The following is a 15,935-nucleotide window of genomic DNA, read 5'->3' on the forward strand; positions in this document are numbered from 1 at the left end:
AATCCTGTAGTGTTAGCTACAGGATTAATTTACAAACTAAATTTTCATGGCATATTTGATGAGACGTTTCTTTATTGGCGAAAAGTTATCAATTGCGTTCATCCCAACTGTTCTCACCATTTTTTTAAAAGCATTATCGCCATTAAACATATCTTGAATAGTTCGCATTGCGGTTAACATGACTAAAGCATCTTTACGGCGAGTGAATTGAAATGATTTTAAGTTTTCTACTAAACCAATATCTTTATGTTCATCAATAAGTTTATTAATGGTTGCCACCAATAATGCAGAATCTTCAAATCCTAAATTAACTCCTTGACCAGCCAATGGATGAATAGTATGGGCAGCATCACCAATTAACACTAATCGATGTTTAATAAATTGTTTTGCAAACCGAGCTTTTAATGGAAACACCATTCTCAGATTGACCAACTGACATTGTCCTACTTTATCACCGCTTAATTTAAACAGCTCTTGGCAAAACTCAGATTCAGTTAACGAAGTTAAAATAGCTGCTTGCTCTGGTTTAGTTGACCATACTAAACAACTGTAATTGGGTTGCCAAAGTGGTAAAAATGCCACAATACCATTGGGATAAAAAATCTGCCTAGCACATGCTTGGTGAGGATATTGTGTTTCAACAGTTGTAATCACTGCATGATGAAGGTAATCACGCTCAAACACAGAAATTTTTTCCTGTCTGCGCAGCCAAGAGTGTGCGCCATCAGCACCTATAATCAGTTTTGCTTGTAACCGAGTATTATCCGAAAGTGTTAAAAAAGCATAATCTTCATTATAGCTATTGTCTATAGCGGCCAAATTGAAAATAGTGATATTTGAATTTGCTTGAGCATGTTGATACAGGTAGTAAGAAATTAAATTATTTTCGATGATATACCCAAGATTTGGATAACCATAATCTTTAGCATGTGCAGTAAGATGCGCTAAACCGTTTTTTTCCCAAACTCCGATCTCGCTAAAAGCATTAACGCGTTCGCTCGCACATAAATCGTTCCAAATACCAATTTGAGAAAAATATTGCTGACTTGCGCCATTAATTGCAGAAGCTCTAATTCCTATTTCGTCAAAAGCAAAATTTTGATTATCATTAACGTTAACATCAACAATAGCTACAGTTAAATTAGATTGGCTAAGAGCACATGCAGTTGCTAAACCAACCAATCCACCACCAACGATGGCCACATCAAATTGCGTTTTCATATCAATAAATAGGGTTATTTCTTATCAAGCTTATTATCATCTTCAACATCATCATTCATCGCTTTTTTAAAACCTTTCAATGCTGAACCAAGATCAGAACCTAAATTACGTAACTTCTTTGTTCCGAAAATGAGAACCACCACGGCAAGAAAAACTAATAGATGTGGAATGCTAAATGACATAATTAAAACCTCATTTAAAAATGTATCGCTATTTGAACAAGTTAAACGAACAAATAGATTATTTAATATTGGAATTGATTATACTCTTTTTATGATGGGATTTCATGACAAGTTAATTTAGATAAAAAAAAGACCCGCATAAAATATACGGGCCAACATGAAATATAAGGAATATAAGGAAAGAAAACAATGAAAAATCCTTACGCTGCTTATTATCCACTTTTTTTCTTTTTAGTCAACGTTTTTATTTGCCTTTCAGCAAATGTAGCAATTTTAGCTAAAAAATGACTTTAACCATTATAAATCAATAAATTAAAATAACACCCAACATATAAATAAGAATAATATACATTTGATAAATATCAATTACGCATTAAAAAAAACTTAATATCTATAAAACCACTTGAAATCTCAACGGAAAAACAAAGACAATAAAACGGAAAAAAAAGCCATACTTCTTATTATAACACTCGCTGTTTTTTTATTTTTATGCGAGAAAAGAATATTTTTCCATAATATAAAACGCGTTTAAACAAAAAATCGCATTAAAACTTAATAAAATTAAGAAGCTTGATTCAAATTCATATATAAAACTCATAAAAAATACAATATAATTATCAAACGGATGAAAAAATAAAAACGAAATAAGTATGATTAAAAATAAAAATGTAAAAACTTTTAAAGATAGGCTACATTCGTCAATGCAAGGATTATCTGTTTCATCCTTTGCAAAAAAATGTGATATGTCAGAAACGGTAATACGAGATTATTTGTCTGGAAAAACCTACCCTTCACTAACTCGTTTAGAAGTAATTGCTGAAAAATGTAATGTTTCATTCAACTGGTTAGCTACCGGTTATAAATTGGAAGTGTTGGATCCTAAAGACGATGATAATAACGAAGTTTATAATGAAAATATCTATCGTATCCCGGTTTATAAAAAACAATTACCAACTAAAGAAGAGGCGCAAAATCAACGTTACGTACGTGAAACGCCACCAGTAATGAATTATCCTATTGTTGAAGGTTGGGCTTCTCATCGTGGTTTAGATATCAAAAAACTTATAATCTATTGGGCGAAAGGTGATTTAATGGCACCTGAAATCGAAAATAATAATGGATTAATTATTAATACAGAAATAAACGAAATAATCGATGGCGCAATTTATTTAATTGAATACGAGAATTTCACTCTACTAAGAAAAATTCGCCTATCACTCGGAAATTGGATTTTGATTTGTAATAATCATCAATACCCAACGATTGAGGTTCCTAAAGCTCATTTCGAAAAATATAATATTGTCGGACGCGTTGTACAAATTATTAAAGATGTTTTTTAAGACAATTATTAGTAATCTAGTACTTTTAACTATATAATTTGCCATGAGGAAAGCTCAAAAACCCCTTTCCTCAACTTTTTTTAATTTTTATTAATGTTAGTTTAATAGGTATTGGAGTGATGTCTCTTTTAATTTAAAAATATCATATTTCGCTTATAGCACTTAGCATTTGGTAATAAAACCCTCACTTTTTTAGATCATTGGTAAACCTATCAATGAATAACCTTTTAACTAATAGGTCTAATATGTATCGATTTTTTGAAAAATTGGTATCACCTTATCCACAAGATGAACCACAGCCGATGGCTAAAAGTTTTTTTAGTTTTATTTGGCAATCGACGAAAGGCACACGTTCTTTCCTTCTATTATTAATCATACTGAGTTCATTAGCTGGCGCTTTTGAAGCCTTTTTATATGCTGCACTCGGTAAAGTTGTTGACTGGCTGGCAGCTGTTTCACCAAGTCAATTTTGGCAGCAGGAAAAATCAACCTTAATTGTATTTACGATTATTATATTAGCTAGCACGATCATTATTGCCTTACAAACCATCATTAAACATCAATGTTTGGCGGGAAACTTTCCAATGCGACTGCGTTGGAATCTACATCGATTAGTGCTAAATCAAAGTATGCGCTTTTTCCAAGATGAATTTGCCGGCCGTATATCAGCAAAAGTGATGCAAACCGCACTTGCGGTTAGGGATACCTGCTTTTTGGTTGCTGATATCTTTATCTATGTTTTGATTTCGTTTATTACTATGGCAACAATCATAGGTCAGTTAGATCTTTGGTTATTAGTACCGTTTATGGTTTGGTGTTTTGTTTATGGCATTGCAATGTATTACTTTATTCCACGACTAAGTAAAGTGGCAAGTATGCAAGCAGATGCACGTTCTACCATGACAGGCCGAGTGACTGATGCTTACACGAATATTATGACAGTTAAACTGTTTTCTCATGCAGGCAATGAAGCAAAATATGCACAAGAGTCGATGGACGAATTTTTAGTTACCGTTAATAAACAAATGCGTTTAGTTAGTAGTTTTGAAATTGTTAATCATTTATTGTCTATTTTTCTCGTTCTTGGTACTACTGGCTTATCATTATGGCTATGGACTAATGATTTAATTGGTGTTGGAGCTATCGCCACTACAACTGCTGTCGCACTTAGATTGAACGGCTTTTCACATTGGATTATGTGGGAAATGGCAGCATTATTTGAAAATATCGGCGTGGTTAAAGATGGTATGAATACGTTTTCTGTTGCGAAAACCGTTGTTGATGAACCTGATGCACCAACTCTTAAGGTGACTGATGGTAAAATCGAATTTAAAAATATTAATTTTAGTTACGATGCAAAATTAAACAATGCCATTATCGACAACTTAAATTTAACCATTAAACCAGGTGAAAAGATCGGTTTAGTTGGCAGATCAGGGGCGGGTAAATCCACTTTAATCAATTTATTGTTACGATTTTATGATTTACAAAATGGTCATATTTTTATTGATAATCAAGACATCACCAAAGTCAATCAAGAAAGCTTACGCGCTCAAATTGGTATGGTTACCCAAGATACTTCACTATTACACCGATCAGTAAGAGATAACTTATTATACGGTAATAACCATGCCACCGAACAAGAGATGATAATCGCAGCTAAAAAAGCCCATGCCGATAGTTTCATTGAAACCTTAGTAGATGCTAATGGAAGAACTGGATATGATGCTTTTGTTGGTGAACGTGGGGTTAAATTGTCCGGAGGACAACGCCAACGTATCGCTATTGCTCGAGTTATTTTAAAAAATGCACCAATTCTATTGTTAGATGAGGCAACTAGTGCGCTTGATTCTGAAATTGAACAAGCTATTCAAGAAAGCTTATATACGTTAATGGAAGGTAAAACGGTTATTGCTATTGCCCATCGATTATCTACAATTGCGGCGATGGATCGATTAATCGTTTTAGATCAAGGAAAAATCATCGAACAAGGAACACATCAAGAGTTGCTTAGTAAAGATGGACTTTATGCTCAACTTTGGAAGCATCAAAGTGGAGGTTTTTTAGCTGAAAATTTTTAACTTAAAATTTAGGGCGATGAGTAAATAACATCGCCCCAAAATCTTAATTCTCAAATTAGTCAAATCTAATTAATGAAATTTTTATAAAACTCAGATTCGAACTTCATAACTGCCCCGTTTTTAGGTTCCCCTTTACTATCAGCCCGATACCCTGATAATAATTGAACAAAAGCGACATAACGTCCGTCTGATTTTTGAATAAATCCGGCTAAATTATAACTACCTTGAATATAGCCTGTTTTAGCCATAACTACATCTTTAAATGGTGCTTGACTGAAGCTTTTACGGTTTTGCAACGTTCCATCAACACCCGCAATTGGTAATTTTTCAATAAAAGCGAGTTGATTGTTATGTGCTGAAATATACTGCAACACTTCCATTAGTTTGTTGGCGCTAACTAGATTAAGACGAGATAAACCCGAGCCATCGGCAATCACTAAGTTTTCTAAGTCAATACCTGCTTTTTTGCGAAGGATTTGTTTAACCGCATCACCACCATTACGCCATGTTCCTGCAGTATTATAATAGCGTGCGCCAAGTGTTCTAAAAATGGTGTCAGCATACAAATTATTTGATTTTTTGAGCATAACCGTTATTAACTCAGAAAGCGGTGCTGATTGACTTGATGTTAATAACGTTAAGGAACCAGTGGATTTTTGTTTTCTTTCAAAAACACGTCCACCATAAGTTATTTTTTGTTGTTTTAATTCATTTTTTAAAACAGTCGAAAAATATTCAGTTGGATCCATTACTGCAAATTTTAATGGTGTTTTATCCGCATTAGAAGCGATGCATCCAGATAAATAGTAGCGATTTTTATCGGCATTAACATCAAGCTCACAATATTTATCATGTGCATCTTTACTACTAGCGGAAATCGTTCTGACATCACCTGAAACCATAACTGGAATATTAGATGAAACAGAAACTGATGCTTTACCACCTACTTTACCCGGGGTTATTGTTGCATAAAAGCAGTTATCATCAATTGTTGCAGCTGATGCAGGGGCATTGTAACAAGCAGTTAAATTATTCCATGACCACCCTTCTGCTTTATCATGACTAGCAAAAATTGAAGTGTCTAAAATAACATTACCTGAAATTTTTTCTACACCCTTTTGACGAAGGGCGCTAATCATATTTTTTAATCTTTCTCGACTAAAAGTGGGATCACCACTCAATTTGATAATCAGATCACCATTGAGTTGTTTATTACTAACTGAACCATTCGCGTACATTCCAGTAACAAACCGAAAGTCACTACCTAGTTCAAGCTGTGCAGCTAGTGCAGTTATTACTTTTTGTGTACTAGCTGGCTGTTTAAATTGATCACTTTTGTATTTGGCTAATGTTTTAGGATTGCCATCAACAGTTTGCACTAAAATTGATAAATCACTCCCTTTGGGTAATGATGATATATATGGTTCAACCGATTGTGCTTGCAATAAGCTTGAATAAAAAGCAACGATAAATAGAAAAGATACCCTTATATTTGTCATGAATGTATGCTCAAAAAATTTATTAAATATATTAGTGTGGAAACAAATATATCTTTTTTTGATAAGCCTATCAATATATACTCAGTCTCTTTAAAAATAATGTTCTAAATACCATTATATTTTATATTTTTGAATTTAATCCAAGAGATAATTTAATATAGGTAACAAGGCTATGATTCATCATTCATTAGGTTTTCCAATCGAAACTGTACTGATGTTCGTCATTTTGGCTTTAACTGCGATTATAATTGATTTATATGCTCACCATAACGATAAACCCATTAGCCTAACTAGCGCAATATTATGGTCTTTATTCTGGGTTGCTGTTGCATTAGGTTTTGCACTTTATCTTTATCTTCACCATGGAAGTGAGATAGCAAGTTTATTTATCACAGGTTATGTGCTTGAAAAAGCGCTTTCGGTAGATAACTTATTCGTTATTATGGCGCTGTTTTCATGGTTTGCTATCCCTAACAATTATCGACATCGATTACTTTATTGGGGCGTAATTGGTGCGATTATTTTCCGAGCTATTTTTGTTGTAATAGGTACGGGTTTATTATCGTTAGGTCCTTGGATGGAATTGTTCTTTTCAGTAGTGGTTGCATTAACTGGATTTATGATGCTGAAAAACCAAGGTCAAGATGAAAAAATTAAAGATTATTCAGAACATTTTGCTTATCGTATTGCTAAACGTATTTTCCCCTCTTACCCTAAGATAGTTGGTCATCACTTTTTATTAACCCGAAAACAACTAAACGCGGAGTTAACGAAGCCAGAAAATAGCGACCTAATTCATAAAATGCCAAAAAGTGCCTTATATGCAACACCACTATTTTTATGTGTTGTAGTGATTGAGTTGAGTGATGTTATGTTTGCATTTGATTCTGTTCCCGCAGTAATCGCAGTCAGCCAAGAACCACTGGTTGTTTATAGTGCAATGATTTTCGCTATTTTAGGGTTACGGACTATGTATTTTGTTTTAGAAGCAATGCAACAATATCTTGTTCATTTAGGCAAAGCTGTAGTCTGCCTACTATTTTTTATCGCAGCAAAACTGGCTTTAAATGCTAGCGACCATCTATTTAATTATGGTATTAACATAAGCCCTACTCTCAGCCTTTATATAGTATTAGGCATTTTATCTTTAGGTATTATTGCAAGTTTTATTTGGCCAAATAAATCCTAAAAAATAATAAGGGAATGGATAATCGGCAGTAAACCTGCCGATTAAAGATGAGAGCTATTGGCGTGTTGATGAACGAATAAAGTAACTCACACCTAAAATAATAAACCATAGTGGGGTTGCGATCAGTGCTTGGCGAGTATCAGCTTCAAATGTCAATAACACAATCACAAAAGCAAAAAACGCTAAACAAACATAACACATAAAAATTCCACCAGGCATTTTAAATTGTGATTCTTGATGCAAATTAGCTTTTTTACGGCGATAAGCAATATAGGAAATCAATATCAACGACCAAATAAACATAAATAAAATGGCAGAAATAGTCGTTACAATAGTGAATGCTTCCATCACATTTGGTACTAAATAAATCAATACTACCCCACCGAACAAGCAGGTACATGAAAATAACAAACCATTAGCGGGGACTGAACGTCTTGATAATTTACCAAATGGTTCTGGTGCATCTTGTTTTTTAGCAAGACCAAACAACATTCGACTGGTTGAGTAAATACCACTATTGGCTGAAGAAGCCGCCGAAGTTAATACCACAAAATTGATAATACTTGCCGCAGCAGGTAAGCCAATCAAGGTAAATAGTTCAACAAATGGGCTTTTATTGGGTGAAATAAACTGCCAAGGTGTTACACTCATGATAATAATCAAGGCAAAAACATAGAAAAAGATAATTCGTGCTGGCACTGAATTAATTGCCCGTGGTAAATTTTTATTTGGATCTAGTGTTTCAGCCGCTGTAGTTCCAACAAGCTCAATACCAACAAAGGCAAAAATTGCAATTTGGAAACCAGCAAAAAATCCCATCGTACCATGGGGAAAGAAACCACCATACTCCCAAAGATTAGAAAACGCAGCCGTAGTATTGGTTTGTTCTGAATGATAAGCCGTGAAGACTAAAACAAGTCCAATAGCTATCAAGGCTAAAATGGCCACTATTTTGATCATAGAAAACCAAAACTCAGTTTCACCAAACATCCTAACAGTTAACAAATTCAAAGTTAAAAGCACAATAACTGTAAGTAGCATTGGGATCCATGCTTGTAGTTCTGGAAACCAGTGTTGAGCGTATCCTGCGATAGCAACAACATCTGCAATTCCGGTAATTACCCAACAAAACCAATAAGTCCAACCAGTAAAAAAACCAGCCCAAGGACCCAATAAATCGTTAGCAAAATCACTGAATGATTTATAATTTAGGTTGGATAATAAAATTTCTCCCATTGCCCGCATAACAAAAAATAAAACAAACCCAATAATCATGTACACAAAAACAATAGATGGTCCGGCAAGGCTGATTGTCTTCCCAGAACCCATAAATAATCCCGTACCAATTGCACCACTTATTGCTATTAGTTGAATATGTCTACTGGAGAGATTTCGTTTAAGATCATTATTTGAAGACGTACTGTTCATCGTATCGATTACCTGTCGTTTTTACAATTTTCGTTTTTTTATAAGAAGTAAAGGACTATAAAGTCTACAGCGCTAAATCGCAAGCTCAATCACATGAAAAATTTTTATAGCAATATCATAATTATTGGTAGTTTCTTATAATAGAATTGTGTAGCATAACCAACCATATCATTTAACTTATTACAATAAATTATCAAGATGAAAGAAAACAAATTTCACATTTATCTATTATGTTTAGCATTTATCATGTCACTACTTGCTGGCTGCCAGAGTGATCCTAATTCATCAAGTAAACAATTTAAAGACGGTAAACTACCACATGATTTAAATGCCAGTCGTCCGCATTTAGCTGTGCCTGTAAATATTTCTGACTATACGATTCAAATTGAAAAAATAAAAACAACATCGCCTTCTTTGTATCGTAAAAATGAACATATTTATAAAGCCGTTGATGCTTGGATTAATCGCTCATTGGGCTCAGCAGAATTCCATAAAGTGGGTCTAAAAAGTTATGAAATGGCTGGTAAAGATGGATATGGTAATGTACATCTAACCGGTTATTACACTCCTGTTATTAAGGCTAGATACCAACCAACTGGTGAATTTAAATATCCAATTTATAGAATGCCAACCCAATCTAAAGGGCAGTTACCAAGTCGAGAACAGATCTACAATGGCGCATTAGCTGGAAAAGGACTGGAGATCGCTTATAGTAATTCGTTAATGGACAATTTCATAATGGAAGTCCAAGGAAGTGCCTATATCGATTTTGAAGATGGTAATCCGCTTGTTTTCTTCTGTTATGGTGGAAAAAATGGCCATGGCTATTCAAGTATAGGACGCTTATTGGTTGAATCAGGAGAGATCGCTAAAGAAGATATGTCTATTCAATCCATAAGAGATTGGGCAAAAAGTAAGAGTGAAAAGAAAGTCAAAGAGCTATTAATCCAAAACCGATCATTTGTGTTTTTTAAACCACAATATAACGCCGAAGTAAAAGGTGCAGCAGCAGTACCTTTAGTTGCCAATGCAGCAGTGGCATCAGATAAAACATTAGTCCCAACCGGTTCAGTTGTATTAGTTGATGTACCACTGCTTGATAATGATGGTCAATATCGTGGAAGGCGGGAAGTTCGTTTAATGGTTGCGCTTGATGTTGGCGGGGCAATTAAAGGCCATCACTTTGATCTTTATCTAGGTATTGGAAACAAAGCAGGTAAACAAGCAGGTTATTACAATCATTTTGGTCGAGCTTGGGTGATACAACCTTAACCAACCAACATCGACGCCATCAAAAGAACCTGCTAGAATAAGATAAAAAGCAGACTTTAAGGATAACTTATGAGATTATGTGACCGTGATATTGAAGCATATTTAGATAGTGGTAAATTAAAAATCACGCCACAACCTGCATCAAGTTGTATTAATGGAGCAACAGTAGATGTTCGATTAGGTAATCAATTTCGTACTTTCAGAGAGCATACAACACCTTATATTGATTTAAGTGGACCTAAAGAAGAAGTTGCAGCCGTTCTGGATCGCGTTATGAGCGAAGAGATGATATTAGCTGAAGGTGAAGCATTTTATTTACATCCTGGCGAACTTGCTTTAGCAGTGACACTCGAATCAGTTACTATTCCTGATGATTTGGTTGGCTGGTTAGATGGCCGTTCATCATTAGCTCGCTTAGGACTTATGGTACATGTTACTGCTCATCGTATCGATCCAGGCTGGCATGGACAAATTGTTTTAGAATTTTACAACTCAGGAAAGATACCAGTAGCACTTAGACCTGGTATGACTATTGGTGCATTAAGTTTTGAAACACTTAGTGGACCAGCTTCTAGACCATATAATCGCAGACAAGATGCAAAGTATAAAGACCAACATGGCGCTGTCGCCAGTCGTATTGATAAAGACTAATACAGTTCATAACCTTAATAAAGGACATTAATATGATAAAAAAAATATTGGTTACGCTATTTATCTTAATTTTGATCATTGTTATCAGTATCGCTTCCCTTATTATATTTGTTGATCCTAATAATTTTCGTGGTTACATCTCACAAACAGTGAAAGACAAAACAGGGTATGAACTGACTATAGAGGGCAATCTACGTTGGCATATCTGGCCTCAAGTTAGTATTTTAACTGATTCGGTTAAATTATCCGATAGCGGTGCAACAAAACCTCTTTTAACCGCTGACAACATGAGGCTTGATGTTGAGCTTCTTCCTTTGTTTTCAAAAAATTTAGCAATTAAAAATGTATTTATTAAATCAGCAACAATCAATATTACGGATGAAAGCAAAGGTGAAAATGCTAAAAATAGCACTCAAGCTATAACTAATTCTTCAGAAAAACAACCATCTGAAGATAAAAAAAATCCATCTGATTGGAAGTTCAGTTTAAATAAGTTTGAAATAGCGGATAGTACAATTGCATTTCAGCATAATCGTGATTTGATAAATTTCAGAAATATTAATCTGTTATTAGAAAAAAATAACGATAAAAACCTTTCTCTTGAACTCAATGGGAATATCGATAAAAACCAGCAAGACTTATATTATTCATTAAACGCCAATATTGATTTAGCCCAATTCCCTGAAAAAGCAGTTATTGATTTAAAAAAATTGGATTACACGTTTAACGGTATAGTCAATTCAGAAAAAGAGATAAAAGGTAATGTAACTGGTTTATTTAATTATCAAAAAGCACCAATGCAATTGGATAGCCAAAATTTGGTTTTTTCAATTAACGATAATGATTTTACAAGTAAGATCAATGTCCGTTTTGATAACAAACCGGTGATCGATTTCCAATTAAATTCAAATAAATTTGATTTAACACCTTTCATCCAAAAAAATGAAAATTCAACGAAAAGTACTAACGTTCAACAAACTTCACCAGTTGTATCGAATGTTTCCAAAAATGATAATGAATTAAGTATGCTTAATTCATTTGATGGAAAAGCAAAAATAAATATCAAAGAAGTCAAAGCGGATAAAATTGCATTAGGTAATTTGAATGTTGAAGTTGACAATCAAGATGGTATAGCAAACTTAAAAAATCTAACTTTCAATTTTGCAAATGGGCAAATTGCTGCCAACGGCACCGCTAATGGTAAACAAAAAAACCCACAAGTTAAATTGAATACTAAAGTTAGCAATATCAATTTAAGCTCATTTTTTACGCAAATGAATATGGCTTATGATCTTGATGGAATATTCAATGCTTCTGGAGTATTAGAAGCCAATACATTATCAACAACTAAATTATTAGAAAACATTAAAGGTAATGCTAATATCGTCATTACTAATGCTAAACTAAATAATATAAACATCCAAAGCATCATCGAAAATGCCGCCGCGAAATATAGCAATGGTAATATAAGTTCTGAAAACCATAAAAAATATACTGAGTTTCATAAAATCACAACCAATGCTTATATAAATCAAGGTAATATTGATCTTAATTCACTCAATGCAAACTCTGAAACATTAAATGTGATAGATAGTTCAGGAAGAGTGGGAATGGTTAATCGTGATTTAGATGTTAATCTAAATATAAAAATATTAGGTGGTTGGAATAGTAAAAGTGAAACTAGTGCAAAACTACAAAAAGTGACTATACCACTACGTATATATGGTCAATTTTCTAATTTACACTATCAACTAGATATTGCCAAAATAGTATCTGATGTGCTTAGTGATAAATTACAACAACGTTTAGATAAGCTACGTGATAAATTAGAAAACAATGGCTCTAGAGATAAAGATAAATCTAGACAAAAAGCAGTTGATATTTTAGGTGAATTTATTAAGAAATAAATATTTGATGAAATAATTATAATAGATATAAAAAAGGTGAGCTAAATAACTCACCTTTTTTATTCAATTAATCTACTTGATTATAAAATGAATTTGCTTAAATCTTCATCAGCAACAAGTTTATCAAGATGATCGCTGACATATTTAGCATCAATTGTAATGGTTTGACCACCCAATTCACTGGCTTCGAAAGAAACCTCTTCCATCAAACGTTCAAGCACAGTATGCAAACGGCGAGCACCGATATTCTCATTTTGCTCATTAACTTGCCAAGCAGATTCAGCAATTTTACGAATCCCATCTGGTGTAAAATCAATATTAACACCTTCTGTTGCCATTAATGCTTTATATTGCACTGTTAACGACGCATTAGGTTCCGTTAAAATACGCTCAAAATCTTCACTAGTTAATGCTTGTAATTCAACGCGAATTGGTAAACGTCCTTGCAGCTCAGGAATCAAATCTGAAGGACTCGCAGTTTGGAACGCACCTGATGCGATAAACAAAATATGATCAGTTTTTACTGAACCATGTTTAGTTGAAACAGTACAACCTTCAACAAGTGGTAGTAAATCACGTTGAACACCTTCACGTGAAACATCAGGACCAGATGAATTACCACGCTTACACACCTTATCGATCTCATCGATAAACACAATACCATTTTGCTCGACAGCTTCAATGGCTTCGTGTTTAAGATCATCGGGATTAACCAATTTAGCAGCTTCTTCTTCAATTAGCTGTTTCAAGGCATCTTTGATCTTCATTTTACGAGCTTTGGTTTTTTGACCACCTAAATTTTGAAACATTGACTGCAGTTGATTGGTCATCTCTTCCATACCTGGCGGTGCCATAATTTCAACACCAATATTAACGCCAGCTATTTCAATCTCAATTTCCTTATCATCAAGAGCGCCTTCACGTAATTTTTTTCTAAATGCTTGTCTAGCAGTTGAATCATTATTGTTTTCAACTTGCCCCCAACCATCTTTTGCTGGCGGTACTAGCACATCTAAAATACGTTCTTCAGCTAATTCTTCTGCTCTATTACGATTTCGTTCAATTGCTTCTTGACGAATCATCTTAACAGCAGAATCGGTAAGATCACGAATGATTGAGTCAACTTCTTTACCTACATAGCCAACTTCCGTAAATTTTGTGGCCTCTACTTTGATAAATGGAGCATGTGCAAGTTTAGCTAATCGTCTTGCGATTTCTGTTTTACCTACCCCTGTTGGGCCTATCATAAGAATATTTTTTGGTGTAACTTCATGACGTAATGCTTCATCAAGTTGCATACGACGCCAGCGATTACGTAAAGCAATAGCAACAGAACGTTTTGCTTTATCTTGTCCAATAATATGTTGGTTTAATTCGCTTACAATTTCGCGAGGAGTCATTTCAGACATAATAATATTTCTCTTAAATCAGTTTTAATTAGTAATTAAGGTCTTCAATAGTTTGGAAGTTATTGGTGTAAACACAAATGTCACCAGCTATTGATAGCGATTTTTGTACAATATCATGCGCAGATAATGAAGTATTATCTAATAAAGCTCTTGCAGCAGCTTGTGCATAAGGCCCACCAGAACCTATCGCAATCAGATCATCTTCTGGTTGAATAACATCCCCTGTACCAGTAATAATTAATGATGCGGTTTCATCAGCTACAGCAAGTAATGCTTCTAGCTTACGCAACATCCTATCGGTTCGCCAATCTTTGGCTAGTTCAACTGCTGCTTTAGTTAAATGACCTTGGTGCATTTCTAATTTACGTTCAAATAATTCAAATAATGTAAAAGCATCTGCTGTACCTCCAGCAAATCCTGCTATCACTTTATTATTGTATAAACGGCGAACTTTTCGAGCATTACCCTTCATAATAATTCGTTCACCTAATGTAACTTGCCCATCGCCTCCAATAACGACTTGACCTTCACGACGGACACTGACAATTGTTGTCATATTCTGCTCCTTCTCTTACTAAAACACTTATTTCGGAATGAATAGAGAATATATTGGGATGATTAGTAAATTTTCAACATCTGATTATTAAAATGCGAAATATTTATTTATTAATAGATGGAATAGTTAAATATGGTATTGAGATTTAAGCAGTTCAGATCTTACTTATTTGGGTTGGAAATCAATAGTCATTGTTTTAACTTCATTGTATAACTTACTAGAAGGTTTTGGTATAACCGCTAATTTAGTAGCTGCTAAAGCCTCTCGACATAAATCAGCATCACCGCCTTTTGAGGTTACATTCAGCAATAAACCATCAGGCGCTATCTGGATTTGTAATGTACAAGTTTTTCCTCGATAAAGATTTTGCGGATTAATAAACTTATTGCTAATTGCATTTTGTACTAACGATCGATATTTATTTAATTCGCCATCTGAGACACCTCTACGACTAGCTGCACCACCGGAAACATCAGGAGAGCCTGATGTAAGACCGCCTAAGAGATCATTAAGCGCTTTATCCTTTTTTGCTTGCTCAGCCCTTTTTGCAGCTGCGGCCTTTTCGGCGGCAGCTTTCTCGGCAGCAGCTTTTTCTGCAGCGGCTTTCTCTGCAGCAGCCTTTTCTGCAGCGGCTTTCTCAGCAGCAGCCTTTTCTGCAGCGGCTTTTTCTGCGGCAGCCTTTTCTGCAGCGGCTTTCTCAGCAGCAGCCTTTTCTGCAGCGGCTTTTTCTGCAGCGGCTTTTTCTGCGGCAGCCTTTTCTGCAGCAGCTTTCTCTGCAGCAGCCTTTTCTGCAGCAGCTTTCTCTGCAGCGGCTTTTTCTGCAGCAGCTTTTTCGGCAGCGGCTTTTTCAGCGGCAGCTTTTTCGGCAGCGGCTTTCTCAGCAGCAGCCTTTTCAGCAGCAGCTTTTTCGGCTTCGGCTTTTTCGGCTAATTCTTTAACTTGTTTGTCTAATTGCTCTTGACGCTGTTGATTTGCTTTTTCCTGATTAACTTGCGCCTGCAATTGTCTTTGATATTGTTCGGTCATAACTGACGGATCAATCATGATTGCGTCAATAGAATTACCATTAATGCTACCGTAATTTTCTCCATTATCATCAGGAATAAATTGATATCCTAAAACAATAATCAATATACCATGTAAAATAATGGATATGATAACTGGTAGACTTAGTTTTGATCTTAACTTGTTAGACATTGC

The 15,935-nt window shown here is 34.7% G+C and carries 13 protein-coding genes; 6 read left to right on the forward strand and 7 right to left on the reverse strand.

Translation table 11 applies throughout. The features are described 5' to 3' along the window. Nucleotides 1-36: 36 nt before the first annotated feature. Together J3U18_RS01875 and tatA are read right to left on the reverse strand one after the other, a co-directional pair. Nucleotides 37-1,221 (reverse strand): FAD-dependent monooxygenase, encoded by a 1,185-nt coding sequence (locus tag J3U18_RS01875; protein WP_267352770.1) that lies wholly within the window; start codon nt 1,219-1,221, stop codon nt 37-39. Between the two features lie 14 nt (nt 1,222-1,235). Continuing rightward, nucleotides 1,236-1,406: a Sec-independent protein translocase subunit TatA gene (tatA, locus tag J3U18_RS01880; RefSeq protein WP_141673909.1), complete on the reverse strand. Its 171-nt coding sequence runs from the start codon at nt 1,404-1,406 to the stop codon at nt 1,236-1,238. A 647-nt stretch (nt 1,407-2,053) separates the two neighbouring features. Between tatA and J3U18_RS01885 the strand changes: the two genes are divergently transcribed. After that, on the forward strand, nt 2,054-2,743 hold the full coding sequence (locus J3U18_RS01885; RefSeq protein WP_065562232.1) for a LexA family transcriptional regulator: 690 nt from the start codon (nt 2,054-2,056) through the stop codon (nt 2,741-2,743). Between the two features lie 245 nt (nt 2,744-2,988). Further along, the gene (locus tag J3U18_RS01890) at nt 2,989-4,824 is read left to right on the forward strand and encodes an ABC transporter ATP-binding protein (protein WP_065734275.1); all 1,836 of its coding nucleotides are present in this window, start codon (nt 2,989-2,991) and stop codon (nt 4,822-4,824) included. Nucleotides 4,825-4,889: 65 nt separating this feature from the next. On the opposite strand, the gene dacB is transcribed toward J3U18_RS01890, so the two are convergent. After that, nucleotides 4,890-6,323, reverse strand: a complete 1,434-nt coding sequence (gene dacB / locus J3U18_RS01895) for a serine-type D-Ala-D-Ala carboxypeptidase (protein ID WP_267352771.1) — start codon at nt 6,321-6,323, stop codon at nt 4,890-4,892. Nucleotides 6,324-6,495: 172 nt separating this feature from the next. On the opposite strand from dacB, the gene J3U18_RS01900 reads away from it, so the two are divergent. After that, the gene (locus J3U18_RS01900) at nt 6,496-7,512 is read left to right on the forward strand and encodes a TerC/Alx family metal homeostasis membrane protein (protein ID WP_267331219.1); all 1,017 of its coding nucleotides are present in this window, start codon (nt 6,496-6,498) and stop codon (nt 7,510-7,512) included. 54 nt (nt 7,513-7,566) lie between these two features. On the opposite strand, the gene cycA is transcribed toward J3U18_RS01900, so the two are convergent. Further along, nucleotides 7,567-8,940: a D-serine/D-alanine/glycine transporter gene (gene cycA / locus J3U18_RS01905; RefSeq protein WP_267331218.1), complete on the reverse strand. Its 1,374-nt coding sequence runs from the start codon at nt 8,938-8,940 to the stop codon at nt 7,567-7,569. 198 nt (nt 8,941-9,138) lie between these two features. On the opposite strand from cycA, the gene mltA reads away from it, so the two are divergent. The 3 genes from mltA to asmA all read left to right on the forward strand — a co-directional run bounded on the left by mltA (nt 9,139) and on the right by asmA (nt 12,770). Continuing rightward, a complete protein-coding gene (gene mltA / locus J3U18_RS01910; protein ID WP_065734271.1) occupies nt 9,139-10,212 on the forward strand; it encodes a murein transglycosylase A in 1,074 nt (357 codons plus the stop codon). A 69-nt stretch (nt 10,213-10,281) separates the two neighbouring features. Beyond that, nucleotides 10,282-10,863: a dCTP deaminase gene (gene dcd / locus J3U18_RS01915; protein WP_065562238.1), complete on the forward strand. Its 582-nt coding sequence runs from the start codon at nt 10,282-10,284 to the stop codon at nt 10,861-10,863. A 32-nt stretch (nt 10,864-10,895) separates the two neighbouring features. Further along, nucleotides 10,896-12,770, forward strand: a complete 1,875-nt coding sequence (asmA, locus tag J3U18_RS01920; protein WP_267352772.1) for an outer membrane assembly protein AsmA — start codon at nt 10,896-10,898, stop codon at nt 12,768-12,770. A gap of 80 nt (nt 12,771-12,850) precedes the next feature. On the opposite strand, the gene hslU is transcribed toward asmA, so the two are convergent. The 3 genes from hslU to tolA form a co-directional block, all read right to left on the reverse strand. Continuing rightward, entirely contained in the window at nt 12,851-14,179 is a 1,329-nt protein-coding gene (hslU, locus tag J3U18_RS01925) for an HslU--HslV peptidase ATPase subunit (RefSeq protein WP_065734269.1), read from the reverse strand. A gap of 28 nt (nt 14,180-14,207) precedes the next feature. After that, entirely contained in the window at nt 14,208-14,735 is a 528-nt protein-coding gene (gene hslV, locus J3U18_RS01930; protein WP_267352773.1) for an ATP-dependent protease subunit HslV, read from the reverse strand. Nucleotides 14,736-14,900: 165 nt separating this feature from the next. Continuing rightward, nucleotides 14,901-15,932: a cell envelope integrity protein TolA gene (gene tolA / locus J3U18_RS01935; RefSeq protein WP_267352774.1), complete on the reverse strand. Its 1,032-nt coding sequence runs from the start codon at nt 15,930-15,932 to the stop codon at nt 14,901-14,903. Nucleotides 15,933-15,935: the final 3 nt, after the last annotated feature.

This window comes from Gilliamella sp. B3482 (assembly GCF_026536805.1).
Taxonomy (GTDB): domain Bacteria; phylum Pseudomonadota; class Gammaproteobacteria; order Enterobacterales; family Orbaceae; genus Gilliamella; species Gilliamella apicola_E.

Excerpts from the sequence above, each read along its gene's own strand:
- J3U18_RS01875 (WP_267352770.1), bottom strand. The coding sequence starts at position 1,221 with ATGAAAACGCAATTTGATGTGGCCATCGTTGGTGGTGGATTGGTTGGT.
- J3U18_RS01885 (WP_065562232.1), top strand. The coding sequence starts at position 2,054 with ATGATTAAAAATAAAAATGTAAAAACTTTTAAAGATAGGCTACATTCG.
- J3U18_RS01890 (WP_065734275.1), top strand. The coding sequence starts at position 2,989 with ATGTATCGATTTTTTGAAAAATTGGTATCACCTTATCCACAAGATGAA.
- dacB (WP_267352771.1), bottom strand. The coding sequence starts at position 6,323 with ATGACAAATATAAGGGTATCTTTTCTATTTATCGTTGCTTTTTATTCA.
- J3U18_RS01900 (WP_267331219.1), top strand. The coding sequence starts at position 6,496 with ATGATTCATCATTCATTAGGTTTTCCAATCGAAACTGTACTGATGTTC.
- cycA (WP_267331218.1), bottom strand. The coding sequence starts at position 8,940 with ATGAACAGTACGTCTTCAAATAATGATCTTAAACGAAATCTCTCCAGT.
- mltA (WP_065734271.1), top strand. The coding sequence starts at position 9,139 with ATGAAAGAAAACAAATTTCACATTTATCTATTATGTTTAGCATTTATC.
- dcd (WP_065562238.1), top strand. The coding sequence starts at position 10,282 with ATGAGATTATGTGACCGTGATATTGAAGCATATTTAGATAGTGGTAAA.
- asmA (WP_267352772.1), top strand. The coding sequence starts at position 10,896 with ATGATAAAAAAAATATTGGTTACGCTATTTATCTTAATTTTGATCATT.
- hslU (WP_065734269.1), bottom strand. The coding sequence starts at position 14,179 with ATGTCTGAAATGACTCCTCGCGAAATTGTAAGCGAATTAAACCAACAT.
- hslV (WP_267352773.1), bottom strand. The coding sequence starts at position 14,735 with ATGACAACAATTGTCAGTGTCCGTCGTGAAGGTCAAGTCGTTATTGGA.
- tolA (WP_267352774.1), bottom strand. The coding sequence starts at position 15,932 with ATGTCTAACAAGTTAAGATCAAAACTAAGTCTACCAGTTATCATATCC.